Here is a 24,957-nt window from a genome sequence, read left to right on the forward strand (position 1 = left end):
GCCGAATGCTACCGGCCGAGGTTGCGCACGGCGGTCATCAGCAGGCGCCAGAAGGCGTCCACGTCCAGCCCCACCGCGACGTCCACGTCGGACGGACGGCCGGTGCGGCCGTGCAGGTCCACGACGGTCGCGCCGCGGGTGTACGTCCCGGCCAGCTCGACCGCGACCGGAGCGGCCACGGTGGCCACGATCGACGGGTCGAGGACCCGGGCCACCGCGATCGGGTCGTGCACCGGCGGATGACCGAACCCGAACACCCGGTGATAGGTGGCGGCGAAGAACGTCATCAGCTCCGCGCAGACGTCACCGAGCCGGGTGCCCAGCGCGCGGAAGCCGTCGATGATCTCGGTGGTGGCCAGCGCCTGATGGGTGACGTTCAGGCCGATCATCGTGGCCGGCACCCCGGACCGGAGCACGATGTCGGCCGCCTCCGGATCGGTGACGATGTTGAACTCGCCGTACGGCGTCGTGTTGCCCCGCTCGGTCGAGCCGCCCATGAAGACGATCCGCTCGATGCCCGGCACGACCTCGGGGTGGCGGCGCAGCAGCAGCGCCACATTGGTCAGCGGCCCGGTGGCGACCACGGTGACCGGCTCGGCGGCGCCGGTGATCAGGCGCCGCATCAGCTCGACCGCGTGCACGCCCACCGGCTCGGCGACCGGCCCGTCCAGGTCCGGCCCGTCGAGCCCGGAGTCGCCGTGGATGTCCCCGGCCACGGTGAGGTCGCCGACGAGCGGCCGGTCGCAGCCGGCCGCCACCGGGATGCCGGGCGCGCCGGCCAGGGCGAGGATCCGAAGGGCGTTGCGGGTGGTCTTGTCGAGGGTCTGGTTGCCGGCGACGGTGGTGACACCCAGCAGCCGGGCCCGCGGGTCGCCGACCGCCAGCAGCAGCGCCAGCGCGTCGTCGTGGCCCGGATCGCAGTCGATGATCATCGGACCGGGCGGTGCTCGATCAGCCCGACCAGGTTGCCCTCACTGTCGCGGATGAAGGCGTGCACCTCCTCGGTCCCGGCTGGCCCGAGCCGGTCGTCGGCATGGGTGAAGATGACGTGCGGCTCGCTCTCGACGGCCGTTCCGGCGGCACGCAGGCGCTCGACGGTGGCGGCGACGTCGTCGACCAGCAGGTAGTGCAGAGCCGACGGCGCACCCCGGTCCAGCAGCAGCCGCAACCCGTCGAGGTCGAAGAAGACCAGGCCCGGCGGGTCGAACGACGCGACCGGCGGCGCGCCCAGGAGATCGGTGTAGAAGGCGGTGGCGCGCGGCAGGTCCGCGACGTGCTGGGCGATCTGTACGGCTCGCACTGTCGGACGACTCCTTGGAGAGGACGGCGGTGGCTGGGATGGCGGGGTGACGTCGTGGAGCGCACCACCAGCCTCGCACGCGCCGCGGCTGTGCGGCCCGGCCGACACCGGACTGAGCAGCACCCGCAGCAGACGGCCCGGCGCGAGCAGGTGACCGGGCCCCGCCAGCATGTTGGACACCCGCAGGAACGCGGCGCCCAACTCCGGATCGTGGGCGGCCGCCGCCCGGTAACGCCGCAGATAGGCGTTCAGCGGCCGGTCCACGGCCCGGCGCGGGCCGGTCACCTGCGGGAACCGGAGATCGGTGGCGGTCGCCATCGACCACGGCACGTTCACCAGCCGGGCGGCGGCGGCGAACCAGCGGCCCCCGCCGGCCGCCCGGGTCAGCGCGAGCGCCTGCAGCGCGGCGACCGTGATCCCCTGACCGTAGATGGGGTTGAAGCTGCACACCGCGTCCCCGACGGCGACCAGTCCCTCCGGCAGGCGCGGCATCCGCTCGTAGTGGCGGCGCACACTGGCCGGGAAACGCATCCGGACCGGGTCGTCGAGTGGCTCGGCGGTCCGCAGGAAGTCGCTGATCTCCGGCCCGGGCAGGGACTCGGCGAACGCCCGGACACCGGCGTCGTCGGCCGGCGGCTCCTCGCCGAGGATCCCGCCGAGGAACACCACCACCCGATCACCCTCCTGCCGGATCGTTACGCCGGTGCGCGGCATCCCCGGGTACGGCGCGTTGATCACGGCGAATCCGATGCGGTCCGGCTCGTACCGGTAGTGGCGGGTCGTGTAGACCACGTCGGTGCGCACGGCGGTGACCGGCACCTCGCCGTACCCCAGCTCCCGCAGCCAGACCGGCAGTCGCGTCGCCCGGCCCCCGGCGTCGACCACCAGGTCCGCCTCGATCGGGCCGTTCCCGGTCCGGACCCCGCGCACCCGCCCGTCGTGCAGCAGCCCGGTCACCTCGGCCGTGCCGGTGACCGTCACGTTCGGCAGCGCCCGCACCCGCTGCCGCACCAGATGCTCCAGCAGCGGCCGGGTCACCCCGTGGACCCGCATCGACGACGGCGCCCGGCGCATCGGGTGCCCGTCGAGATACCAGTGGCAGTCGGCGTGCAGGTCCCCGGCCGGCACTCCGGCCGCGAGCATCTCCGCCCCGAATCCGGGGAACAGCTCGTCGAGCAGCATGCCGCCGCGGGCCAGCAGCGCATGCGCCTGCCTGCTCTGCGGCACCCCGCGCCGGGCCACCGCCCTGTCCGGCAGATGGTCCCGCTCCAGCACGGTGACCTGCTCGAACGTTGCGCTGAGCGCCCGCGCCGCCAGCAGCCCGCCGACACTGCCCCCGATGATCACCGCATGCGTCACACTCCGGATGATCCCGGCCGGCGTCCCGCGGGGCGGCGTTTCCGCGCGGCCGTCAGACTCCCGGCGGACACCGTCGACGGCGGTGGCGTACAGCAACCCCTTCTCTTGAGGGACCTCGATAGCATCTCTGGTTCTACAGCTTCACGAATAGGGGGGACCGTGGCGCGTCTCCAGCAGGGATTACGCAAGGCGGCCAATGCGATCGCGGAGGGGGCGGATCCCCGGGCGGTGGCGGTCGAGGAGGCACGCCGGCTCGGGAAGGCGGCGGCGTCGGGGCAGCTGGATCTGGGGGTCGACCCGGTCGACTTCCCGGCCGCCCGCGATCTCGGGGGCAGCATCGACACCGTCATGGAGCAGCGGATGGTCCCGCTGGACGAGGCGGGAGAGGTGCTCAACCGCAGCGAGCTGCGCCGGCAGGACGGCGAGCAGGTGCACGTCATCTGCCCGATGGTGATCCCGCGGGGCCGTTCGCTGGTGACCATGCTCCCGGTGCTGCTGCTTCCGGTGATCGGGGTGGCGGCGGCCGCGGCGATCGGGGTGGCCGGCGGTGACGTGCTGACGAACCCGTATTTCGGCGTGCACTACTGGGTGCTGTCGCTGCTGGCGGTGGGCTTCGTCTGGTGGCGGCAGGGGATGGTGATGGTGCCGGACGGCTGTGCCGCGCTGATCACCCGGTTCGGCAAGCTGGAGCAGGTGGTCGGCCCGGGGCGGATCATCCTGCTCAACCCGTGGAAGCGGGTGTCGTACATCCTGAACACCACCCGCGAGTACCCGTTCAACGCCCCGGTCCGGGAGGCGCCGACCAAAGGCGGGGTGAAGGCGTCGATCGACCTGTTCATCCAGTTCCGGATCAGTGACCCGGTGGAGTTCGTCTACACGCTCGGCGCGGTCCGCGGTTTCGAGGAGAAACTGGGCAACGCGGTCAGCGAGACGATCCGCAGCCTGATCTACGAGCAGTCGGCGGCGGACATCTACAACATGGTCGGTGAGGAGACGGGCCGCCTGCTGGACCAGCTGAACCAGCAGTTCCGCCCGGCGGTGGAGCTGACGAACGCGAACATCACGCACGCCGAGCCGTCCGACCGCAAGTACCGGATGGACCTGGCCGCGCCGGAGATGGTGCGGGTGGCCAAGGACGCCTACACCCACGAGTACGCGTTGCAGCTGCGCAAGGAGCAGGACGAGGGCGACCTGATCAAGGAGCTGGCCAGTCTGACGGAGACGCTGTCGGCGATCCAGGCGGACATCGCGCAGTACCAGGCGCAGATGGACACGGCCTTGGAACGGGAGACGAACCGGGCCGAGGCGACGGCCCGGCAGCGCTACATCCTGGCCGAGTCGGAGGCGAAGGCGAACGCCGCGCTGCTGGAGGCCCAGGCCCTGGACATCCGTGCGGTGACCGTCGCCGAGGCCCCGGAGATCCTGGAGTACCGCTACCAGCGGGAGGTCCTCGACCGGCTGGAGGAGGTGGCCGGGCACCTGCCGCGCCTGGTCCGGATCGGCGGCTCGGCCGACCCGAACGGCCCGGTCGGCATCGACCTGCTGCAGCTGGCCCGGGAGATGGTCGGCGAGCGGGGCAACGAGCTGTTCACCGCCGCCGACATGGCGACCATGCGGACCCGGCTCACCGAGGTCGCGCAGCGCATCGCCGACCGCCAGCAGGAGATCAACGCGTTGCGCGACGCCGACGCTCCGGCCGTGCCGGCCGTCGCCGTTGCTGAAGAGCAGGAGGACCAGGCATGAGTACGGCTACCAAGGGCCGTAGTTCCACGATCAGCGAGGTGGTCGCCCCGTGGAGCGACGTGGCCCGGCTGCTGCGCGGCGGCGAGGCCGGCACCCTGGTCCCGGTCGTCATCCCAAAGCATCGCCGCCGGCTCGGCTGGCTCGCCCCGCTCTGGCTCGGCATGCTGGCGCTGCTCTCCGGGGTGATGTTCTCGATCCGTGGTGACGGCGGTGCACTCGCTGTCCTGGCCTATCTGGCGGGCGTGTTCTTCCTGCTGGTCGGCGCGCTGTGGTGGTGGCGGTCCTCGATCGTGGAGATCGAGCAGGGCACCAACGGCGTGCTCACCCGGTACGGCGCGGTCAGCCGCACCCTGGACCCGGGCCGGCACTATCTGTGGCATCCGTGGTCGCGGGTCGCGTTCGTGGTCGACGTGGCCACCGAGATCCCGTACTCGGCACCGGTGATGGCCTGCCCGACCCGGGAGAACGTGCCGCTGCGCTCGATCGAGTTCTTCCTGAAGCTCCGGATCACCGACGCCGTCCTGTTCGTCCGGACGATCGGCGCGGGCAACTTCGACCTGGTGCTGTCCAGTGCCGTGCAGGACGCGATCCGGCAGCGGGCCCGCATGGTCCAGACCGAGCGGGCGTACGACCTGCGCGGCTCCGACGTGGCCGACATGCAGGATCTGCTGAACCGGCAGCTGGACCGGTACGGCGTACGGATCACCGGCTGCAACATCCCGGACGTGCAGCTGCCCGCCCAGTACCAGCAGCACCTGGCCACCCGGGAGCGGGTGGCGAAGGAGAGCACCGCCTACGAGCAGGAGTGGGGCCTGACCCGCAAGCGCCGGATCGACCAGTTGCAGATGGACATCGAGCGGGCCAAGAAGGTGCGCGACGCCCGGATCGTCGAGGTGAAGGCGTCGCTCAACAAGGCCCGTGAGCAGGTCGCCCAGCTGCTGGAGGAGCAGGAGACGAACGCCCAGCGGGTCCGCTTCGAGATCGAGACGCGGGGCCGTAGCGGCCTGATCGCGGCGGAGAACGAGGCGAAGGCGCAGCAGCGGCTGGCCCAGGCCTACCGCGACAACCGGGCGGTCCTGCAGTACGAGCTGGCACTGCGCCGGCTCGAGGTGGGCGCCGAGCTGGCCGGCAAGGCGCCGCAGCCGCTGGTGGTGCGCACCGACGGTGACGGCGGCGCGGACACGTCGGCGCTGGCCACGTTGCTGGCCGCGCAGATGCTGCCGCGCGCGGTCGCCCTGCCGTCGGCGGAACGCCCGTCGGACGGGGTTGGCAACGACGCGGCTTGATGCCATCGTCGACCGATGATCGACGATGCGTATCTCTGGCTGGAAGCCCTCGACGAGCCCGAGGCGACCCGGTGGGTCGCGGAGCGCAACGCCGAGACCATGACGGCTCTGGCCGACGACGATTTCACGCGGACGAGGGACGCGATCCGGGAGGTGCTGGACAGCAGCGACCGGATCCCGTTCCCGAGCTGGTGCGGTGACGGCTTCTACTACTCGTTCTGGCAGGACGCCGAGCATCCACGGGGCCTGTGGCGGCGGACCACCGCCGAGCAGTACCGCCGCGACGAGCCCGAGTGGGACGTGCTGCTCGACGTCGGCGCACTGAACGAGGCCGAGGGCGAGAACTGGACGTGGAGCGACGTGACCGTGCTGCGGCCCGGTCACGATCGCTGCCTGATCAGCCTGTCCCGCGGTGGCGCGGACGCGGCGGTGGTCCGCGAGTTCGACCTGGCCCGCCGGGAGTTCGTGCCGGACGGGTTCGTCCTGCCGGAGGCGAAGAGCGACGTCGACTGGATCGACGCCGATCACCTCTTCGTCGGGACCGACTTCGGGCCGGGGTCGCTGACGGCCTCGGGCTACCCACGGGTGATCAAGCGGTGGCGGCGCGGCACCCCGCTGGCCGAGGCGGAGACCGTCTTCGAGGGGCACGCCGACGACATCATCGTCCGGGCTCACCACGACTCGACGCCGGGCCACGAGCGTGACGTCTTCGTCCGGCATCCGACGTTCTTCACCCAGGAGCACTGGGTGCGGGCGCCGGGTGGGGTGCCGGAGCACATCGACGTGCCGGAGGACGCCGACTGCGACGTGTACCGGGAGTGGCTGCTAGTCCGGATCCGGTCATCGTGGACGGTCGGCGGCGTCACCCATCCTGCCGGGTCGCTGCTGGCCACCCGGTTCGGCCGGCGCGAGTTCACGGTGCTGTTCCGGCCGGACGAGCGCACGTCACTCAACGGCTGGTCGTGGACCCGTAACCACCTGCTGCTGGTCACCATGACCGATGTGCGGACCGAGGCGCACGTCCTCACCCCGGGCGAGCCGGAGTGGAGCCGGGAGACGCTGCCGGCCACCGGGGAGTACGCCCAGACGTGGATCGTCGAGACCGATCGGGATCGCGACGACTCGTACCTGATCGCGTCCGAGGGCTTCCTGCTGCCGACGACGCTGAGCCTCGGGACGGTCGGCGAGCCGGTCGAGGTCCTCAAGCGGCAGCCGGCTTTCTTCGACCCGGCCGGGCTGGAGGTGCGCCAGTTCTTCGCCACCTCCGCCGACGGGACGCGGGTGCCCTACTTCGTGGTCGGCGGGGAGAAACCGGGTCCCGCGCTGCTCAGCGGGTACGGCGGATTCGAGATCGCGCTGACCCCCGGCTACGACGCGGTGATCGGCCGGGGCTGGCTGGCCCGGGGCGGCGCGTACGCGGTCGCCAACATCCGGGGCGGCGGCGAGTACGGCCCGGACTGGCACCGGGCCGCGCTGCGGGAGAACCGGCTGCGGGCGTACGAGGACTTCGCCGCCGTCGCCGCCGACATGGTCGCCCGCGGGATCACCACGCCGGAGCAGCTCGGCATCAAGGGCGGCAGCAACGGCGGCCTGCTGATGGGCGTGATGCTGACCCGCTACCCGGAGCTGTTCGGCGCGGTGGTCGCCTCGGTGCCGCTGCTCGACATGCGCCGCTACACCCGGTTGCTGGCCGGGGTCTCCTGGGTCGCGGAGTACGGCGATCCCGACGTGCCCTCGGACTGGGAGTTCCTGCGGGAGTACTCGCCGTATCAGAACGTCCGGGCCGATGGGGCGTACCCTCCGGCGCTCTTCATGACCTCGACCCGGGACGACCGGGTGCATCCCGGCCACGCCCGCAAGATGGCGGCTCTGATGCGGGAGCAGGGCCACGACGTCGCCTACCACGAGAATGTGGAGGGTGGGCACGCCGGCGCGGCCGACAATGATCAGGCCGCCACGATCCGGGCGCTGGCGCTGGAGTTCCTCAGGCGCAGGCTGGCCCGCTGATCGTGCGGCTGCTGACCTTCAACACCCTGTTCCGGGGGACGTGCGGGCGCGGCTGCGGGTGCTCGGCCCACGGCTGGAGCGGGGCGGCTACGACGTCGTCTGCCTGCAGGAGGTGATGTACCGGCGCAACGCGCGCCTGATCCGGGCGCTGGCCCCGGGTCTGCGGCACCACGCGTACTCCGGGTCGGTCCTGCTCGACGGCGGTCTCGTGGTGCTGTCCCGGTGGCCGATCGTGGCCGACGAGTTCACGCGCTACCCCAGGACCGGGCCGGCGCGCCCGGAGCTCCTGATGCGCAAGGGCGCCCGGATCGTGACGATCGCCACCGGCGAGGGCGAGCTCGTGGTGGTCAACACGCATCTGTCAGCGCGACTGGACGACCGTTACACCGCCGTCCTGAGGTCCGAATTCGATCATCTGGCCGGGCGGCTGGCGGCGTTCGGCCCGGCGACGCCGCTGGTGGTCGCCGGCGACCTGAACGTGTCGCGGACGTCGTCGCTGCTCAACGGCTTCCTCGCGGCTGCCGGGCTGCGGGACGTGCTGGCCGGCGACACGCGGCCGACCTACCGGCCGGCGCCGGACTGGCCGTCGCCGACGGCGCTCGACCACGTGCTGGTCCGGGCGGTGCCGCGCGCCGGGGCCCGGCTGGCCTTCCAGGAGGAGGTACGCCTGGACGACGGCCGCCCCGCGTACCTCTCCGACCATTACGCCGTGGAGGCGGAGCTCACGTGGTGAGCAGCACCGCCGGGAGGAGCACCGCCACGGCGGAGCTCACGTGGTGAACAGCACCGCCCGCGCGTCCACGTTGACGATGTGACCGCTGCCGAGCGGCGCCACCGGGCGACTCCAGTGGACGTGCCCGCACAGGGTGATCGCCGGCGAACGGCGCTCCAGCAGGGTGCGCAGGGCGGGCCGGCCCGGCTGGTCGGGACCGGTGCCGCGTGGTCCCTCGTGCAGGAGCAGCACGTCCGGTGGGGGAGAGGTGGCCGCCTCCACCGCGGCCAGGAACGCTTCCTCCGTACGCCGGAAGGGCTTGTGGGGGTCTCCGATGACGCCGCTGACGCCGCCCACGATGAGCCCGCCGTGCTCGCGCCGGGCGCCGTCGAGCAGGGTGACGCCGGGGCCGAGCCCGCTCACCGCGTCGGTGACCAGGTCGTGGTTGCCGGCTATGCCGAGAACCGCCGGGCAGCCGGCGGCGAAGGCCGCCCACACGTCGTGCACGTCGCCGGACGCGCCGCGGAGGTCGGCGTTCGGTGCCGAGTAGAGGTCGCCGGTGAGCAGCACCGTGATGTCGCCGGGCGCCGGCAGCAGGCCGCTGCCGCCCCACAACCGCAGGTATCCGGCGAGGGCGACGCCGAGGAGGACCGGCTTCCCGTCGTCCGGTGAGACGGCGATGCCCTGGAGGTCGCCGGTGGCGAGCAGGGCTGTGCAGCCGGTCGGGAGCGCGTCGACCCGGAGGCTCTCGACGGCCAGTTGCAGGGTCCGGGTGACGCCGCCGGGACCCGCGGCCCGGTAGGGGATCGTCGCGAGCCGCTTCGGCAGGTCGTCCAGCAGGCGCATGTCGTTCTCCCCGTCGGCGCATCAGGTCGACAGCCATCGAATCGTGGTTTTTGGATCACTGCAACCGATCTGTCCGTGCAGCGCCTCAGCGGGGTGAATTCCAGGGTCGTCGCGGGTGGACCGGCGGCGGTCCGGTCGATGCTGGACTCGGGCCCCGACCGGTTGCGCGGCAACTGGCGCACCCCTCCTGCAACCACTTTGCCATCAGCCGGAAGCTGGGAGATCCGACGCCGGAGCCGAATGAGAGGTCACCCCCGAATAGCAACCTTGCGAGAGGCACCGACCCCCTATGAGCAGCTTCCGCGTTCGCGCCGGCATCCTGGCCTCCACCGTTCTGATGACCCTCGGTCTCTCCGACGTGCCCGCGCTGGCGGAGGGGGAGACTCCCACCATGACGGACCGGATGGCGGCCGTGCAGACGGCGAAGTCGCTCAACTACTACCCGTCGGACGCCGGCTGGTCGGCGATGTGGACCGGGTTCGACCCCGTCAAGATCGACGCCGACCTGGCGAAGGCCGCCGCGCTCGGCGCCGACAACGTCCGGGTGATCGTCTTCCCGCAGGCGTTCGGCTGGCCCACCCCCAAGCCGGAGTACGCCGAGAAGCTGCGCAAGTTCATCAGCATCGCCGACGCGCACGGCCTCACCGTCAAGGTCACCCTCTTCGACTGGTGGAACGGCTACAACGAGGTCGGCAACAGCGTCAACTGGGCCAAGTCGGTCCTCGGGCCGTATGTGAACGACAGCCGCGTGCTCGCCGTCGAGCTGAAGAACGAGTTCCAGCCCGGCGACACCGCGGCGGTGACCTGGATCAAGCAGGTCATCCCGGCGGTCCGGGCCTGGGCCCCGAACATGCCGCTCACCCTCTCGGTCGACGGCGGCACCGGCGCGGCCGGCATGGCGCAGATCAAGTCGTCGCTGACCGCCACGCCGCTCGACTACTACGACTTCCACTTCTACGGCTCCTCGGAGCGGGCGCTCGCCGAGATCCGCAAGGCGCAGGCCGCCGTCTCCCCGACACCGGTCGTGATCGGCGAGACCGGTGTGAGCAGCGCCGTGGTCAGCGAGGGCGAGCAGGGCGCCTACCTGGCCCGGGTGTTCCGGGCCGCCGCCGAGACCGGGGTCCGCTCGGTGTCGCCGTGGACGCTCAACGACTTCGCGAGCGGCGCCATCCCGGCCAACTCGCAGGTCTCGCAGATGCCGGCCCAGTACAAGTTCGGCCTCTACCGCGCCGACGGCTCCGCGAAGTTCGCCGCGACCGTGGTGAGCAGCTGGTGGAACACCGGCGCCGTCCCGAACAGCCTGCTGAACCTCGGTTTCGAGGCGGCTCCCGGCGACTCGCCGTGGCGGATCGCCAACGCCGACGCCGGTGCCCCGGTGATCGTCGCCGACGTCGCCCGCAGCGGCGCCAAGTCGGTCCGCTTCTCCGGCACCACCCGGACTGCGGCCGGCCTGCCGTCGCTGGTCACCTCCCCGATCACCCCCGTGCAGGCCGGCTACCGCTGGCGCGCCGAGGCGTTCGCCCGGGGCGTCAACGCCACCGGCATCACCGAGATCGCGCTGAGCTGGTTCGACGTCAACGGCAAGTGGATCAGCCAGAACACCTCGAACCGTCTGCCCGCCGGCAACTCCTCCTGGACCAAGCTGGTCGTCGAAGGCGCCGCCCCGGCCGGGGCCACCAGCGTCCAGCTGCACCTCAAGTCGGGCGACAACACCGGCTCGGTCTGGTTCGACGACGTGGCCGTCTCCTGACCCCAATCGAGTGAACCGGGCGGGCGCCGTGACTACGGCGCCCGCCCGGCGCGTTTCACCGGCAGGTCCAGAGCAGCGGCTCGGTGCCGACCTGCCCGCCGTCGGAGTCGGTGGTGTAGCCGCCGAGCCGCCGCCCGTCGGCGCTGAAGGTGGTGATCTCGTACTCCTTCGCCGTCCGGTACCGCGGCAGCTCGACCACCTCGGCGCCGGCCGTGATGAGCGGCGGCCTGTCGCGCGCGGCCGGCCCCCCGGCGATCAGGCCGTTCGCGGCGATCAGGTTCGGGAACACGTTCTCCGGCAGGGTCTCGTAGACGCCGTCGGCGATGCGGTAGCGCAGGGCGGTGAAATACCGGCTGCCGTCGGCCCGGTCGTCGACCGCGCGGCCGGCCACCCACCCGTCGCTGATCGACTCGGGCCAGAAGTAGTCGGCCGGGCCACCCTCGATCTCGGGCATCTCCATGACCCGGCCGGTGCCGTCCGGCAACCACAGGTAGCCGCTCTCGATCTCGCGGCTGGCGGCGGCGATCCGGCCGACCACCGTGCCGTCCTCGTCGACCCCGTCGGCGCGGCCGGACGTCATGCCGGCCGGCATCGGCAGCCTCGTCGCCTTCGCGGTGGGTGAATCCCACCGGACCGGGGACTCCTTCAGTACCTCGCCGATGGCGCCGACGACGACCCCGGCGTCGTTGATCGCGAGTGGCGTGGTGTGCTGCCCGTCCAGCTCGGTCACCCGGCCGTCGCGGTAGACGTACCCCTGTTGCCGCTCGCCGATGAACGCCGACCCGACCGCGACGCCCGAGCTGTTGATGTCGCTGATGCCCGGGTCCTCGCCGATCAGGCGCGGGCGGGCCAGGATCTTCCCGTCCTTCCAGATGATCGGGCTTTTCGCCGGCCCGTAGGTGCGCCCGGCGTGGTAGCGCCCGGTCGGATCACCGGCCGTGAGCACACCCTTCCGTGCGTCGTCGGTGGGCAGCCGGACGACCGTGCAGCCGGTCGGCACGGCCGGCGCGGCGGCCCGGCTCGGCGTGGCGGCCGCCGTGGCCGTGACAACGGGTCGCGGGGCCGGGGGCTCCTCGTGCAGCGCGGTGGCCGCCAGCGTCCCGCCGCCCGCGGCCACCGAGGTCAGCGCGATCAGCGCCGCGCCCGAGGACCATCGGCGCAGCGCCCGGCGCCGGTGACCCTCCACCATGGTCCGCCGCACGTCGATCCGCGACGGGCCCTCCGGCTCCTCCCGCAGAGGGAGCAGCAGCCGGACGGCGCGCTCGTCGGTCATCTCGTCCTCATCTCTCATCGTCGATCACCGTGGCTCGGGGAGACGGCGTGTTCGAGGGCGGGGACACCGAGGAGGGCACGCAGCCGGGTGAGGCCGTGGGCGGTCTGGCTCTTCACCGTGCCCTCGGAGCACCGCAGCAGCTCGGCCACCTCACGGACCGGCTTGTCGCACAGATAGCGCAGCACCAGCACCGCCTGCTGCCGTGGTGGCAGCTTCGCCAGAGCGGCCCGCACCACCGGCCGGTCCTCCGGGCTCTGCTCGGCCGGCGGCGGCTCCGGCGGGCCGGTCAGCAGGCGGACCCTCCACCAGCCCCGGCGCCGGTCGTCGAGGAAGACCCGGACCAGCATGGTGTGCACGTACGCGTCCACGTTGTCCACCCGCCCGATCCGCGGCCACCGGGCGTACAGCTTCGTGAGGGTCTCCTGGACGAAGTCGTCGGCCTGGTGGGTGTCGCCACAGAGCAGAAAGGCGGTGCGCCGCAACCCGGCGACGCGCGCGTGCACGTACGCCAGATAGTCACGGTCGGATGGTTCCGGCATGGGTCCCGCTCCCTGTCGCTGTCTCTCCCTTTCCGACGGCGGCTCGCGAGGATCGGTTGTAGACGATTCTGCAGGAGAACGGAACCGCCCCCGGTGACGATCACCGGTGGCGGTCTAGAGAGCTTTCGGAATCAGGGTCTGCGCCGGCGCCGGCTGGCCATAGCTCAGCCAGGTCATGACGTGGCCGGAAGCCCGTTCACGCCGCGGTTCACGGACTGGTCGCCGAGACGTCCGCTGCCCTTGCCCGGGGGACTCGTCACCAGGACGTTCCCTGCCTTCGCCGAGACCTTCGCCGAGGACGAGCACGAGGACAGGCGCACACGTACGCCGATCGTGCGACCCCAGCCACGCCCCCACGACCACCAGCGCACACGCAACCCCGATCGTGGGCTTTCACCAACGCCAGGGCGACGACCAGCGCACACGCAACCGTTACGTGTGCGCCCATCACCGCCGGCGACCACGGAGAAGATCGACTACACGGACTACCGACACGCGTGGGCCGGGTCGCCGATGCTGGTACGGACTGCTGGCACGCGTGGGCCGGGTCGTCGACGCTGGTACGGACTACTGACACGCGTGGGCCGGCTCGCCGACGCTGGTGTCGCGCCGCAGTCGTACCCGAGCAGCGGTTCGGGTTGGCACAAGGCCCATCGCCGGAGCCGTCCGGTGCACCCGGTAGGGGAACCCGGGCTCGGTCACCGACCGTAGACGGCGGCGAGAACACCCGAACCCGGCAGGTAGGCCGGCCGGGGCGGCGGTGACCTGGCACAGACCCTGACCTCGGAAGCTCCCTAGAGGTCTGCGGCGTTACACGGACTCCAGGGCCGGGCGGCCGAGCCAGGCCATCAGGTCCGACGCGCGGACCGGGCGGCTGACGTAGTAGCCCTGCGCGTACGTGCATCCCATGTTGCCCAGCAGGATCAGCGTCTCCTCGTCCTCGACGCCCTCGGCCACCACCTCGAGGTCGAGGGCGCGGGCCAGCTCCAGCACGGCACGGACGATGGCGGTGCCGCCGTGCGAGTCGGACAGCGTCCGGATGAAGCTGCGGTCGATCTTCAGCTCGTTGAGCGGCATGCTCTGCAGGTACGACATCGACGAGTAGCCGGTGCCGAAGTCGTCCACCGACAGCCGGACGCCCATCGCGCGCAGCTCGGTCAGGATCTTCGAGGCGCGTACCGGGTCGTTGATGATGGAGGTCTCGGTGATCTCCAGGGTGAGGGCGCCGGGCGCGACGCCGGAGGCGGCGAGAGCCTTGGCGACCCGGTCCGGGAACGTCTCGTCGAGCAGGCAGACCGTCGGCACGTTGACCGCCACCGGGAGTGGCGTGTCCTGGGCGCGCCAGATCCGGTGCTGGTTGAGGGCCATGGTCAGCACCCGGTCGGTGAGCGGCACGATGATCTCGTTCTCCTCGGCCTGCGGGATGAACTCGCCCGGCTGGAGCAGCCCGCGGACCGGGTGCTCCCAGCGGATCAGCGCCTCCACACCGACGACCCGCCAGGTGCTCGTCGACACCTTCGGCTGGTAGTGCAGTACCAGCTCGTCCTCGTCGATGGCCCGGCGCAGCTCGCCGATCAGGCTCAGCTGCTGGGAGCTGTGGTTGTCGGCCGACGGGTCGTAGACGGCGACGCCGAGCCGGTTGCGCTTGGCCGTGTACATCGCGATGTCGGCGTGCTGCAGCAGCTCCGTGCCGGACGAGCTGTGCAACGGGTAGACGGCCGCTCCGATGCTGCCGCTGATGTCGACGGTCACGCCCTCCAGCTCGGCCGGTCCCTCCAGGGACTCCAGCAGCCGGCGGGCAATCTCCGAGCAGTGCTCGGGGGAGTGGATCTCCGGCATCAGCACGGCGAACTCGTCGCCACCGAGACGGGCGACGGTGTCGGAGGTCCGCACCGCGGCGGTGAGCCGGTCGGCCACCTCCTTGAGCAGGAGGTCACCGGCGTGGTGACCGAGGGTGTCGTTGACCTCCTTGAACTTGTTGAGGTCGAGCAGCAGCAGGCCCACCGACTCGTGTTCCTGCTCGGCCTCCCACAGCGCGGCGTCGATCTCGTCGGCCAGCAGCGCCCGGTTGGCCAGGCCGGTCAGCTCGTCGTGCAGCGCACGGTAGCGGCTCTCCACGGCCTGGCCCTCGATCCGGCGCTGGTGGGTCAGCAGGATCGACGCGCAGAGCACGAGTAGGAGGAAGTCGGTGCTGCAGACGACGGTCGCGGCGAGGCTGAGCTTCTGGTTGAACTGGTCGGCCTCGGCCAGGTAGGCGTCCATCGCGAGCCGGTGCCGGGTGACGTTGGCGTTGGCCGTCTTACGCAGCATCGAGGAGCCGAGGGCGGCCTGGTCGGCCAGCACCTGCGAGTACTCCGGATCGCTGGTGGCACGGCGTACGTCGATCAGGGTCTGGGTGAACGCGCCGTAGGCGTCCGTGGCCAGCGCCGCGTTCTGCACGTCCAGCTCGTCGCCGTTGCGTGCCTGCCATGCCAGGCCCTGACTCGCTGAGTGCAGCGCGCTGTCCAGCAGATCCCGGCCGAACTTCTTGTTCACGACGTAGCTGTTGAGCGCCTCGGTCTCCACGCTGATGTTCACATCGAGCTCGGCCCAGTGGTCGCTGATCTGCGAGACGTGCCGGACGTGGCTCGTGGTTCTGGCGTTGGTGGTGATGCTGATCGCGGCAAGAGCGGCCAGCGCGAAGACACCGACCGCGAGGCCGATCACGGCGGCACGCGCCACGGCCTTGCTACGGACAACCTTCCCGAGCACCCCGATACCTCCACAGAACATCCCGATGCGGCTCACTGGGAGGAGCCGCTCGCGGTGCTATCGATCGGCTGAACCGACGCCCGGTTAAAGGAGATCCCTCATACTGACTTGAGGAAGGCGCGAACATGGAAGAGCTATGAAATATCGGATCTTTCGCTCTGCGCTGGTCCTGCTGCTTCTCGGCTCGGTGTCGTGCACGAAGCAGGACGACAACGGGGGCCGTACGCCGACGGTCGGGTTCGTGGTGGCCAACAAGCAGCTCAACTACTCCCAGGAGATGTCGCTGGGCTTCATCGCGGGAGTGAACCAGGTCAAGGGCGTCAGCCTGCAGGTGGACGGACCGAACATCATCGACGGCCCCCGGCAGCTGGCCCTCTTCCAGGAGATGCGCAAGACCGCCCCGGACGGCATCTCGGTCTTCACCCTCAACCCGGACCTGTTCGCCGAGCCGATCGCCACCGCGATCAGCGAAGGCGTGCCGGTGGTCGCGGTGGACAGCCCGGCTCTGCCGTCGGCCGGCGTCGAGTTGTTCATCGGCAACGACAGCTACGAGCTCGGCCGGCTGCTCGCCCGGAAGGTGATCACCCAGCTCCCGTCGAACGCCACCGGCAAGGTCGTCCTCGGCACCTCCTCACCCGGCGTCTCGGTGCTCGACCGCCGGGCCATGGGCATCCGCGACGAGTTCAAGGAGCGACTCCCCACCGTCACCGTGTTCGGGCCGTTCGACACGAAACAGGAGGTGGAGGCGAACATGGAGGCGTGGGAGACCCTGGTCAAGGTCAACCCGAGCGCGCTCGCCTTCATCGGCACCAGTGACGCCGACGGCTGGAACCTCGCCGAGATCCGCCGCCGGGACATCGCCTCCTGGGTGGCCGGCGCCTTCGACATTGACCCCAAATCGCTGGCCGCGGTCAAGGCGGGTGACCTGATCCTGGTGTCACCCGAGCATTACGTGAAGGGCGCCGTCGCCGGCCGGCTCCAGGCCGAGCACGCCAAGGCCGGCAAGGCGCTGCCCAAGGGCTGGCTGTACGTGCCCGGCATCGCCGTCGACCGGTTGAACGTCGACGAGATCCTGGCCCGGCAGGCGACCGTCGCGACCCGGGCCAAGGCCCTCGCCGCCGAGGTCGACAAGGTCCTGACCGATCCCGCCTATCTGCGCCCGCTCTCCGAGGTGAGCTGACCCGCCGGCCGCCGCACCCGGTGAGGCATGGTTGAGGGGTGATGCGTCGATGGCACGTCCCCGCTCTGGCTCTGCTCGCCGTCTTCGCGCTGGCCTGTGAGGGCACGGGCCGGGCCACCCCGGGCTCCTCCGGCAAGCCGGAGCCCACCAGGCCCGCGACCGGCTATCCGGCCTCGATGGTGGCACTCGGCGACTCGATCACCGCGGGCCTCGGTGCCTGTCTCGCCTATGTCGCCTGCACCCGCAACTCCTGGTCGACCGGCGACAACGAGGCCATCCAGAGCCACTATCAGCGCATCCTCGACAAGAACGACGCGATCAAGCGCAATGCCGACAATCTGGCCACTCCGGGCGCTGAAGCGGACGCGCTGGACGAGCAGGCGCGGCGAGCCGTCCAGCTGAAACCGCAGTATGTGACGGTTCTGATCGGAGCCAACGACGCGTGCGCCGGCCGCGTGCAGGACATGACACCGGCCGACACCTTCCGCAAGGAGGTCGACGAGGGTCTGGCGCGGCTGCGTAAGGGCCTGCCGAAGGCGCGCGTGCTGGTGGTGAGCATCCCCGACCTCTACCGCCTCTGGCAGGTGGGCCGGGAGAACGACAAGGCCGTCGAGATCTGGAGCCGGGGGCGGATCTGCCCGTCGATGCTCGCCGACCCGGCCTCCACGGCCGACGCCGATCAGAGACGGCGGGAGAGCGTCCGGGACCGGATCGACGACTACAACACCCAACTGCGACAGGCCTGCCGGGAGTACGGGGACCGCTGTCGATGGGACGGCGGGGCGGCGCACCGGGTCCGCTTCGAGATCGGCCAGCTGAACCAGTTCGACTACTTCCACCCGAACGCGGAGGGGCAGAAGGAGTTGGCCGAAGTGGTCTATCCCGGTCGTTTCACGTGGTGACCGTCGTCACAAACCGGCAATTTGGCATTGGCTTTCGCGTCTTCGGGTGATTTCTGCCCGTACCTCCCGGAGATATACAGGCGACAGAACCGCCCTGCGGACGCTGAGAGGAGCCCGATGGCCACCTGGGTTCTCGTGCCGTGCCTGGGCCGGTTGCGCACCGAGCTGAATCGGATCGCGCCCAACCGGGACAGGTCCAGCGACGGCACCATCGGCGACACGGCCCACCAGAACCGCGTCTCCGACCACAACGACGACGAGGTCGGCCGGGTCCCGATCCGGGACGCCGACTCCAAACACGAGGTCCACGCCATCGACCTCGACACCGACCTGCGCGAATCCGACCTGACCATGGAGAAGGTGGTGCAGCACGTGGTCGCCCGCTGCCGCAGTGGCGCCGAGCGACGGCTGCGCTACGTGATCTACAACCGGCGTATCTGGGAGGCGTCGAACGGGTGGAGGCAGCGCTCGTACAGCGGGGACAGCCCGCACACCGAGCACGCCCACTTCTCCGCCTCATACGAGACGAAGCTCGAAGCCTCGACCGCTTCCTGGCATCTGGAGGACATCCCCGTGGCACTCACCGAAGCCGACAAGAAGTGGCTGGCCGCCCAGATCGACAGGGCCGCGACCAGCGCCGCCGAGCGGGTCTGGAAGACGAAGTGGAACATCAACTTCGAGCCGGGCACCGTGCCGTACGTGGCCGAGGCCGGCTCGATCCTGGCCCACGTGCCGGGTGAGCACGCCCGCGCCGAGCAGGCGCTCGCCGAGATCGACGCCAAGATGGAGAAGCTGCTCTCGAGCGAACCGTCCAACCAGGTGTGACGGAGGGGCCGGTGACCGGCCCCAACCCTTGCCGAACAGGAGCTAGGCGGGGGTGACGCGGTCGCGGAGGCCGTCGAGTACGGCCTCCGCCGCCCACGCGGCGGCGTCGGCGATGTCACGCCGGTCCATACCGAACTCCCGGCGGAACGTCACCCAGGTCCCGACGGAGTCGAGGTGTGACAGCGCCGCGATGACCGCCCTGCGCTGCGCCGCGTCGAGGGTGGGCACCTCGGCGTCCAACAGCCGCTCGAGCTGCGCCCGGCCCGGCGACGGCGCCGCGCCGTTCACGCCGCGCATGGCGGTCTCGGCGACGACGTGTGCGAGCTCCGGCCGCGCGTCGTACCGCTGCATCGCCTCCCGGATCGCGAGGGGGATGTCGAAGATGGAGTGTGACTCCTCGCGGGCGAACAGCGTCGCCTCGATCCAGGCCGCGGTCGCCAGCAGCAGGTCGACGCGCGTGGGGTAATTGCGGAACACCGTGCGCTCGGCGATGCCGGCCCGGCGCGCGATGACCCGGTACGACACGTCGTCGCTGCCGAGCTCCTCGATCAGCTCGGTGTAGGCGGCGAGGATCGCCACTTGCGTGCCACTCAGCGCCGGGACCGGGACCGGCCCGGTCACGGCTCCGCCCTTGCCGGGTCGGGCAGTCTCGCGAGCTGCTCCGCCCTTGCCGGGTCCGGCAGTCTCGCGAGCGGCTCCGCCCGCGTCGAGTCGGGCAGTCTCGCGAGCGGCTCCGCCCACGTCGCGTCGGGCAGTCTCGCGAGCACGGTGTCCACGGCGTGGTCGAACGCGTCGCAGATCTCGCCGGCGTCCAGGTCGAAGCCCGTACGCAGTCGAGCCCAGAACATCGCCGACGAGAAGTAGCGCAGGGATGCCGCGACCCGCCGCCGGTCCCGTCGGTTGAGCGTCGGCGCCGCCACGTCGAGCATCGCCTCGATCGCACGCGTGATGTAGGCCGGCTCGGTGTCGAGTGTCGGCGAGATCGCGGACGCGCGCGCGCCGACGTACGCGTACGCGGGCGACGCGTCGAAGGCGCGGAAGCGCTCGTGCACGGCGGCGCGGAAATCGGACACGGTCACGAACGGCGGCAGCGGGAAGCGGGTCTGCTCGATCCAGTTCGAGAGTGCGGCGAGCAGGTGCGCCCGCGTGGGGTACTGGCGGTAGATCGTGCGCTCCGAGATGCCGACCTCATCGGCGAGGACACGGTAGGAGATGTCGTCGAACGTGCGCTCGCGCAGCAGCACCGCGGCACTCGCGAGAATCGCGGTCGCGGTGTCGACCGGCTCCTCCATCACGTCCCCCTCTTTCGGGCGGCCGCCCGGCGCGGTGGCCCGGTGACTTCCGGCGGGAGCACGTAGTGATCGGAATCGTCGAGCGTGAGCGCCAGCGACGAGACGTACTGCACTTCGCCGTGCGGTCCTCTCTCGGCCGAGGCCAGCATATCCGGCCGCTCGAACGTGTACCCGGTGACATGGCAGCGGAGCCGTTCACCCGAGGGGTTGCCGTGCTCGTCGAACCGTGGGGAGTCGATGCCGTCGGAGCGGCGCCGCAGGTAGTAGCGCCCACGCGTGGCGAGGGCCATGACCGGCGTGGCCACGACCGCGACGCCGATCGCGATGAGCACCGAGAACGGCTTGACGGCGGCGCCGAACACCCCGGCGAACGCGAGCAGTGACAGCACCGAGGCGAGCGCCACCGACACGAGCCCGACCGGGTTCCAGTCGTGCAGCATGCCGCGGCGGAACTCGGGGAAGCGCGGCGAGATGCGCAGCACCCACTTGTTGATCGCGATATCGGTGGCGATCGTCACGAGCCAGGCCATGACGACGTTCGCGTAGAGGCTCAACACGAAGGAGATGAGGGTGAAGACGTCCATCATCATGAGCACGTAGGCGATCACGAGGTTGAACAGCACGAAGATCGTGCGACCCGGGTAGTGCTTCGCCACCCGGGTGAAGACGTTCGACCACGCGAGCGAGCCCGAGTACGCGTTCGTCACGTTGATCTTCACCTGCGCGACCACGATGAGCACCAGGGCGAGCACGATCGCTAGCCAGTCGGGGAGGAGGGTCTGGTACATCACGACGAACTGCTTGACCGGTTCGGCCGCCTGGTGCCCGAGATCGGGTCCGACCCGTACCAGGAGATAGACGGCGAGAAACACCCCGATCACCTGCTTGGTGCCGCTGAAGACGACCCACCCCGGGCCGGCGAACGCGAACGACGTCCACCACGAGCGGGCGTTCGACGGCGTACGCGGCGGCATGGCCCGGATGTAGTCGATCTGCTCCGCCAGCTGCGGGGTGAGGGCGAAGCACACCGCCGCACTCGAGACGACGGCGCCGAAGGTGATCGAGCCGTCGGAGTCGCCGGTGAACGACGTGAAGGCGCTCACCGCCTCGGGGTCGGAGACGACGATCCACAGCAGCGGCAGCAGGGCGAGGGCGAGCCACAGGGGCGTGGTCCAGAACTGCAGGCGCTCCAGCGCACGCATGCCGTAGATGACGATCGGGATCACCACGACGGTCGAGATGAGATAGCCGAGCCACAGCGGCATCCCCGTCGCCACCTGCAGCCCCTGCGCCATGATGGCGCCCTCCAGAGCGAAGAAGATACAGGTGAAGCCGGCGAAGATGATGGTGGTGATGATCGAGCCGTAGTAGCCGAATCCCGACCCGCGGGCGATGAGGTCGAGGTCGAGGTTGTAGCGGGCGGCGTAGTAGGCGACGGGCACGCCCACGATGACGATGATGACCGACGCGAACACGATGCCGAGCACAGCGTTGGCGGTGCCGTGGTCGATGCCGATGCTCGCACCGATCGAGAAGTCGGCGAGGAACGCGATGGACCCGAGGGCGGTCGCGCCGACGGAGGCCGCGCTCCAGCGCCGGAAGGTGCGCGGCACATAGCGGAAGGCGTAGTCCTCCAGGCTGTCCTCTGCGGCCGCGCGCGCGTTGTCCGTCGACACAGTGGCATCCCCTAAGGCACCTTGCGTGGGGGCATCGTCGCTGTCCGGTGTTACGACGGCATTGCGGGCGTGGGTCATGCCGGCTCAGATCGCCATGGCGGCTCGCACGGTGGAGGTGGCTGCCTTGCCACCCTCGCCGGTCCGTGTGACGTGGCCCGACGCGAGCACCACGTAGCGCTCGGCGGCCTCCAGGGCGAAACCGATGTGCTGTTCGACGAGCAGCACGTTGATGCCCTCCCCGGCCAGCTGCATGATGGTCTGCTCGATCTCGGCGACGATCGTGGGCTGGATGCCCTCGGTCGGCTCGTCGAGGATGAGCAGCTTCGGCTCGGTGATGAGGGCGCGGGCGATCGCGAGCTGCTGGCGCTGCCCGCCGGAGAGCAGGCCCGCCTTCCGGGCGGCGAACTGCTCCAGCGCGGGGAAGCGGGCCATCTGCGCCTCGATGAGGGCCTTGCCGTCGCGGCGCCCGTCAGCGACCAGCTGCAGGTTCTCCAGCGTCGTGAGCTGGCCGAACGACTGCTGGCCCTGCGGCACGTACGCCATACCGCGAGCCACGCGCTGGTTGGGGGCGAGCGACGTGATGTCCTCGCCGTCGAACACCACGCGGCCCTTCGACGGCTTGATGAGGCCGATCGCGAGACGCAGCAGGGTCGTCTTGCCGGCGCCGTTGTGGCCCAGCACGGCCACCACCCGGCCGGACGGCACCGTCACGCCGTGCAGGACTCGCGTGCGCCCGTACCCGGCCTCGATGTCGGTGAGTTCCAGCATGTCAGCCCTCCGTCATGGCGTCTGCTGTGCCGAGGTAGACCTCTTGCACCCGGGGATCGGCCTGGACCTCGGCCACCGTGCCCTGCGAGAGCACCCTGCCCTGGTGCAGCACCGTCACGCGGGTGGCGTAGCGGCGCATGAAGTCCATGTCGTGCTCGACCACGAGCACGATCCGCTTTGCCGCGATGCGCTGGAGGAGCTCGCCGGTCGCGGTGCGCTCGTCATGGCTCATGCCGGCGACGGGCTCGTCGAGCAGCAGCACCTTCGCGTCCTGCACGAGCAGCATCGCGATCTCCAGCCACTGTTTCTGGCCGTGCGACAGGATGCCGGCAGGCGTGGAGAGCTCGCCGGTCAGCCCGGTCTCCTCCAGCGCGTGCTCGATCGACGGGTCGATGCCCCGCCGGGCCCGCAGCAGCGAGGTCCAGGGGCGGTGGCGCCCGGCCGCGATGTCGAGGTTCTGCAGCACGGTGAGCTCGTCGAAGACGCTCGCGGTCTGGAAGGTACGGCCGACCCCGAGGCGGACGATCCGGTGCACCTGCCGGCCGAGCAGCTCCTTGTCGCCGAGCATGGCCGACCCGGTGCCCCGGGTCAGCCCCGTGATGGCGTCGATGCAGGTCGTCTTGCCGGCGCCGTTCGGGCCGATGAGGAAACGGACCTCGCCGGGGTGCGCGTCGAAGGAGACGCCGCCGACCGCGACGAAACCCGAGAACTCGACCTGAAGGTCCGTGACGACGAGTGAAGCACCGGTCATGACCGCACCTCTTCGAGTTCGGCGGCGGCGATCACCGGGGTGGGCTGTGGCTCCGGTCTCCGGCGCGCCGCGATGAATCTGGCCGGCAGCGACGACAGGCCGTTCGGCAGGAAGAGGATCACGACGACGAACAGCAGGCCGAGGATGTAGGTCCAGCCCTCGGGCCAGGTCGAGCCGAGGCTGGACTGTCCCCACCCGACCGCCATCGCGCCGAGCGCGGGGCCGAAGAGCGATGCGCGGCCGCCGAAGGCGACACCGGCGATCATCAGGATCGAGGCGGCGGCGCCGATCTCGGCCGGAGTGATGATGCCGACGATGGGCACGAACATCGCTCCGGCGATGCTCGCCATCAGCGCGGAGACGACGAAGGCGACGAGCTTGACGTTGGCCGGGTCGTAACCGAGGAAGCGTACGCGCTCCTCGGCGTCCCGGGTGGCGACGAGGAGCTCCCCGAAACGGCTGCGGTAGAGCTGCCACACCGCGAGCAGGCACAGGATGAGGAGCCCGGCCGCGATGAGGAACACCATGACCTTGTTCGCCGGGTCGTTCAGCACGAAGCCGAAGAAGTACTTGAAGTCGCTGAGCCCGGTGTCGCCCCCGGTCTCGCGGATCGTCGAGCTGATCAGGGTGGCCAGCGCGACGGCGAGCGCCTGCGTCAGGATCGCGAAGTACGCGCCCTTCACGCGGCGCTTGAACAGGGCGAAACCGAGGAGACCGGCCATGACCACCGGGAGCACCACGATCGCCAGCAGGGTGAACCCCGCGCTGCGGAACGGCTCCCAGAACGCCGGGAGTGGCGCGAGCGGGTCGTAGAGCACCATGAACCCGGGGATCCGGTCACCGGCGGTCTCCAGCGTGAGGTGCATGGCCATCGAGTAGGCACCGAGGGCGAAGAACACACCCTGCCCCATCACGAGCATCCCGCCCCGGCCCCACGCCAGGCCGATGCCGACGGCGGCGATGGCCCAGCAGCAGTACTTGCCGAGGTTGTTGAGCCAGTGGTCGGTGAGGACGAGGGGGCGACCGCGAGCAGCAGGACGGCGAACACCCCGATGCCGCTGAGGGAGATCCATGACTTCATCTTGGTCATGCCAGACTCCTGGTTCGCACCGTGAACAGACCCTGCGGGCGGACCTGCAGGAAGACGATCACGAGGATGAAGGCGAGCACCTGCGCCAGGCTGCCGGTCGTCCAGTAGGCGAAGTACGAGAGGGCGATGCCCACCGCCCACGCGGCGATGATGGTGCCCTTGAGCTGGCCGATGCCACCGGCGGCGACGACGAGGAAGGCCGGGATGATGTACTGCGCGCCCATCTGGGAGTTCGTGCCGCCGATGAGCGACGCGGCCACACCGGCGACCCCGGCCAGACCCGACCCGGTGAAGAAGGTGAGACGGTCGATGGTGCGTGTGGAGATCCCGGAGGTCTCGGCGAGGTCCCGGTTGTGCACGGTCGCCCGGATGCGGCGGCCGAACGGGGTGTACTTGAGCCAGGCCGCCAGCGCGGCGACGCAGGCGGCCGCGAGCAGGATGGTGAACAGCTGCCGGAGCGGCCATTCGTAACCGAGGATGTTCAGCTGCCCGTCGAGCCAGCCGGGCTTCTCCACCGGGACGCCCTGGGACGGGAAGATCTGCAGTGCCGCCTGCTGCAGGATCAGGCTGACCCCGACCGTGACGAGCAGGGTGTCCAGGGGCCGGCGGTACATCCACTGGATGATCGTGACCTCCAGCAGGAGGCCGAACAGGCCCGCGACGACGAACGCGACCGGCAGCGCGACCGGGATCGACAGGTTGCTTGCGGTGATGACCTGCTGGACGAGGTAGGCGGCGAAGGCGCCGAGCATGAGGAACTCACCGTGGGCCATGTTGATCACGCCCATCTGGCCGAAGGTGAGCGAGAGGCCCAGCGCGGCGAGCAGGAGCAGCGCCCCCTGTGCGCTGCCGTTCAGCAGCGGTGCGATCAGTGCGTCCACGTGCACTCTCTTCCTAGCGTCTCGAT

The 24,957-nt window shown here is 70.6% G+C and carries 21 protein-coding genes; 8 read left to right on the forward strand and 13 right to left on the reverse strand.

Going from position 1 to position 24,957, the window contains the following annotated elements:
- Positions 1-8: 8 nt before the first annotated feature.
- Entirely contained in the window at positions 9-932 is a 924-nt protein-coding gene (locus ACQPZW_RS06865; protein ID WP_433793983.1) for a nucleoside hydrolase, read from the reverse strand.
- Complete coding sequence (locus tag ACQPZW_RS06870) at positions 929-2,659, reverse strand: VOC family protein (RefSeq protein ID WP_433793984.1); 1,731 nt, start codon at positions 2,657-2,659, stop codon at positions 929-931. Before ACQPZW_RS06870 ends, ACQPZW_RS06865 begins: the two co-directional genes overlap by 4 nt.
- 159 nt (positions 2,660-2,818) lie before the next feature.
- Between ACQPZW_RS06870 and ACQPZW_RS06875 the strand changes: the two genes are divergently transcribed.
- Genes ACQPZW_RS06875 through ACQPZW_RS06890 form a run of 4 tightly spaced genes read left to right on the forward strand, consistent with a single transcriptional unit; the run spans position 2,819 to position 8,428 of the window.
- The gene (locus tag ACQPZW_RS06875) at positions 2,819-4,402 is read left to right on the forward strand and encodes an SPFH domain-containing protein (RefSeq protein ID WP_433793985.1); all 1,584 of its coding nucleotides are present in this window, start codon (positions 2,819-2,821) and stop codon (positions 4,400-4,402) included.
- Positions 4,399-5,688: an SPFH domain-containing protein gene (locus tag ACQPZW_RS06880; protein WP_433793986.1), complete on the forward strand. Its 1,290-nt coding sequence runs from the start codon at positions 4,399-4,401 to the stop codon at positions 5,686-5,688. The genes ACQPZW_RS06875 and ACQPZW_RS06880 overlap by 4 nt, the downstream gene beginning before the upstream one ends.
- Before the next feature lie 15 nt (positions 5,689-5,703).
- Positions 5,704-7,695 carry a prolyl oligopeptidase family serine peptidase gene (locus tag ACQPZW_RS06885; RefSeq protein WP_433793987.1) on the forward strand — a complete coding sequence of 664 codons (1,992 nt, stop codon included), beginning with the start codon at positions 5,704-5,706 and terminating at the stop codon, positions 7,693-7,695.
- Between the two features lie 40 nt (positions 7,696-7,735).
- Positions 7,736-8,428 (forward strand): endonuclease/exonuclease/phosphatase family protein, encoded by a 693-nt coding sequence (locus ACQPZW_RS06890; protein WP_433793988.1) that lies wholly within the window; start codon positions 7,736-7,738, stop codon positions 8,426-8,428.
- A 36-nt stretch (positions 8,429-8,464) separates the two neighbouring features.
- Here ACQPZW_RS06890 and ACQPZW_RS06895 read toward each other — a convergent pair whose 3' ends face one another.
- Positions 8,465-9,253, reverse strand: a complete 789-nt coding sequence (locus ACQPZW_RS06895) for a metallophosphoesterase family protein (RefSeq protein WP_433793989.1) — start codon at positions 9,251-9,253, stop codon at positions 8,465-8,467.
- A gap of 289 nt (positions 9,254-9,542) precedes the next feature.
- Between ACQPZW_RS06895 and ACQPZW_RS06900 the strand changes: the two genes are divergently transcribed.
- Positions 9,543-11,003: a cellulase family glycosylhydrolase gene (locus ACQPZW_RS06900; RefSeq protein WP_433793990.1), complete on the forward strand. Its 1,461-nt coding sequence runs from the start codon at positions 9,543-9,545 to the stop codon at positions 11,001-11,003.
- A 55-nt stretch (positions 11,004-11,058) separates the two neighbouring features.
- On the opposite strand, the gene ACQPZW_RS06905 is transcribed toward ACQPZW_RS06900, so the two are convergent.
- The 3 genes from ACQPZW_RS06905 to ACQPZW_RS06915 form a co-directional block, all read right to left on the reverse strand.
- Positions 11,059-12,294, reverse strand: a complete 1,236-nt coding sequence (locus ACQPZW_RS06905; RefSeq protein WP_433793991.1) for a hypothetical protein — start codon at positions 12,292-12,294, stop codon at positions 11,059-11,061.
- Entirely contained in the window at positions 12,291-12,815 is a 525-nt protein-coding gene (locus ACQPZW_RS06910) for a SigE family RNA polymerase sigma factor (protein ID WP_433793992.1), read from the reverse strand. Before ACQPZW_RS06910 ends, ACQPZW_RS06905 begins: the two co-directional genes overlap by 4 nt.
- Before the next feature lie 810 nt (positions 12,816-13,625).
- Positions 13,626-15,566 carry a putative bifunctional diguanylate cyclase/phosphodiesterase gene (locus tag ACQPZW_RS06915; protein ID WP_433793993.1) on the reverse strand — a complete coding sequence of 647 codons (1,941 nt, stop codon included), beginning with the start codon at positions 15,564-15,566 and terminating at the stop codon, positions 13,626-13,628.
- A 136-nt stretch (positions 15,567-15,702) separates the two neighbouring features.
- Here ACQPZW_RS06915 and ACQPZW_RS06920 point away from each other — a divergent pair, with 136 nt between their 5' ends.
- From ACQPZW_RS06920 to ACQPZW_RS06930, 3 genes are all read left to right on the forward strand, one after another.
- Positions 15,703-16,746 carry a sugar ABC transporter substrate-binding protein gene (locus ACQPZW_RS06920; RefSeq protein WP_433793994.1) on the forward strand — a complete coding sequence of 348 codons (1,044 nt, stop codon included), beginning with the start codon at positions 15,703-15,705 and terminating at the stop codon, positions 16,744-16,746.
- 38 nt (positions 16,747-16,784) lie between these two features.
- Positions 16,785-17,648 (forward strand): SGNH/GDSL hydrolase family protein, encoded by an 864-nt coding sequence (locus ACQPZW_RS06925; protein WP_433793995.1) that lies wholly within the window; start codon positions 16,785-16,787, stop codon positions 17,646-17,648.
- Positions 17,649-17,765: 117 nt separating this feature from the next.
- Positions 17,766-18,473, forward strand: a complete 708-nt coding sequence (locus tag ACQPZW_RS06930; RefSeq protein WP_433793996.1) for a hypothetical protein — start codon at positions 17,766-17,768, stop codon at positions 18,471-18,473.
- A 42-nt stretch (positions 18,474-18,515) separates the two neighbouring features.
- On the opposite strand, the gene ACQPZW_RS06935 is transcribed toward ACQPZW_RS06930, so the two are convergent.
- From ACQPZW_RS06935 to urtB, 7 genes are all read right to left on the reverse strand, one after another.
- Positions 18,516-19,094 (reverse strand): TetR/AcrR family transcriptional regulator, encoded by a 579-nt coding sequence (locus ACQPZW_RS06935; protein WP_433793997.1) that lies wholly within the window; start codon positions 19,092-19,094, stop codon positions 18,516-18,518.
- Positions 19,091-19,765 carry a TetR/AcrR family transcriptional regulator gene (locus ACQPZW_RS06940; RefSeq protein WP_433797457.1) on the reverse strand — a complete coding sequence of 225 codons (675 nt, stop codon included), beginning with the start codon at positions 19,763-19,765 and terminating at the stop codon, positions 19,091-19,093. The genes ACQPZW_RS06935 and ACQPZW_RS06940 overlap by 4 nt, the downstream gene beginning before the upstream one ends.
- Positions 19,765-21,441 carry a purine-cytosine permease family protein gene (locus tag ACQPZW_RS06945; protein ID WP_433793998.1) on the reverse strand — a complete coding sequence of 559 codons (1,677 nt, stop codon included), beginning with the start codon at positions 21,439-21,441 and terminating at the stop codon, positions 19,765-19,767. The genes ACQPZW_RS06940 and ACQPZW_RS06945 overlap by 1 nt, the downstream gene beginning before the upstream one ends.
- Positions 21,442-21,525: 84 nt before the next feature.
- Positions 21,526-22,209, reverse strand: a complete 684-nt coding sequence (locus ACQPZW_RS06950) for an ATP-binding cassette domain-containing protein (RefSeq protein WP_433793999.1) — start codon at positions 22,207-22,209, stop codon at positions 21,526-21,528.
- A gap of 1 nt (position 22,210) precedes the next feature.
- Positions 22,211-22,960 (reverse strand): urea ABC transporter ATP-binding protein UrtD, encoded by a 750-nt coding sequence (gene urtD, locus ACQPZW_RS06955; RefSeq protein ID WP_433794000.1) that lies wholly within the window; start codon positions 22,958-22,960, stop codon positions 22,211-22,213.
- Positions 22,957-24,033, reverse strand: coding sequence for an urea ABC transporter permease subunit UrtC (gene urtC / locus ACQPZW_RS06960; protein ID WP_433794001.1), 1,077 nt, complete (start codon positions 24,031-24,033; stop codon positions 22,957-22,959). Before urtC ends, urtD begins: the two co-directional genes overlap by 4 nt.
- A 13-nt stretch (positions 24,034-24,046) precedes the next feature.
- On the reverse strand, positions 24,047-24,931 hold the full coding sequence (gene urtB / locus ACQPZW_RS06965; protein ID WP_433794002.1) for an urea ABC transporter permease subunit UrtB: 885 nt from the start codon (positions 24,929-24,931) through the stop codon (positions 24,047-24,049).
- Between the last annotated feature and the right edge of the window lie 26 nt (positions 24,932-24,957).

It is taken from the genome of Actinoplanes sp. CA-252034 (assembly GCF_050956125.1).
GTDB lineage: Bacteria > Actinomycetota > Actinomycetes > Mycobacteriales > Micromonosporaceae > Actinoplanes.

Bases quoted from the DNA above. Each gene is read 5' to 3' on its own strand.
- ACQPZW_RS06880 (WP_433793986.1), top strand. From the start codon at position 4,399: ATGAGTACGGCTACCAAGGGCCGTAGTTCCACGATCAGCGAGGTGGTC.
- urtD (WP_433794000.1), bottom strand. From the start codon at position 22,960: ATGACCGGTGCTTCACTCGTCGTCACGGACCTTCAGGTCGAGTTCTCG.
- ACQPZW_RS06905 (WP_433793991.1), bottom strand. From the start codon at position 12,294: ATGAGAGATGAGGACGAGATGACCGACGAGCGCGCCGTCCGGCTGCTG.
- ACQPZW_RS06895 (WP_433793989.1), bottom strand. From the start codon at position 9,253: ATGCGCCTGCTGGACGACCTGCCGAAGCGGCTCGCGACGATCCCCTAC.
- urtC (WP_433794001.1), bottom strand. From the start codon at position 24,033: ATGGATCTCCCTCAGCGGCATCGGGGTGTTCGCCGTCCTGCTGCTCGC.
- ACQPZW_RS06885 (WP_433793987.1), top strand. From the start codon at position 5,704: ATGATCGACGATGCGTATCTCTGGCTGGAAGCCCTCGACGAGCCCGAG.
- ACQPZW_RS06910 (WP_433793992.1), bottom strand. From the start codon at position 12,815: ATGCCGGAACCATCCGACCGTGACTATCTGGCGTACGTGCACGCGCGC.
- ACQPZW_RS06940 (WP_433797457.1), bottom strand. From the start codon at position 19,765: ATGGAGGAGCCGGTCGACACCGCGACCGCGATTCTCGCGAGTGCCGCG.
- ACQPZW_RS06900 (WP_433793990.1), top strand. From the start codon at position 9,543: ATGAGCAGCTTCCGCGTTCGCGCCGGCATCCTGGCCTCCACCGTTCTG.
- ACQPZW_RS06865 (WP_433793983.1), bottom strand. From the start codon at position 932: ATGATCATCGACTGCGATCCGGGCCACGACGACGCGCTGGCGCTGCTG.
- ACQPZW_RS06930 (WP_433793996.1), top strand. From the start codon at position 17,766: ATGGCCACCTGGGTTCTCGTGCCGTGCCTGGGCCGGTTGCGCACCGAG.
- ACQPZW_RS06920 (WP_433793994.1), top strand. From the start codon at position 15,703: ATGAAATATCGGATCTTTCGCTCTGCGCTGGTCCTGCTGCTTCTCGGC.
- ACQPZW_RS06950 (WP_433793999.1), bottom strand. From the start codon at position 22,209: ATGCTGGAACTCACCGACATCGAGGCCGGGTACGGGCGCACGCGAGTC.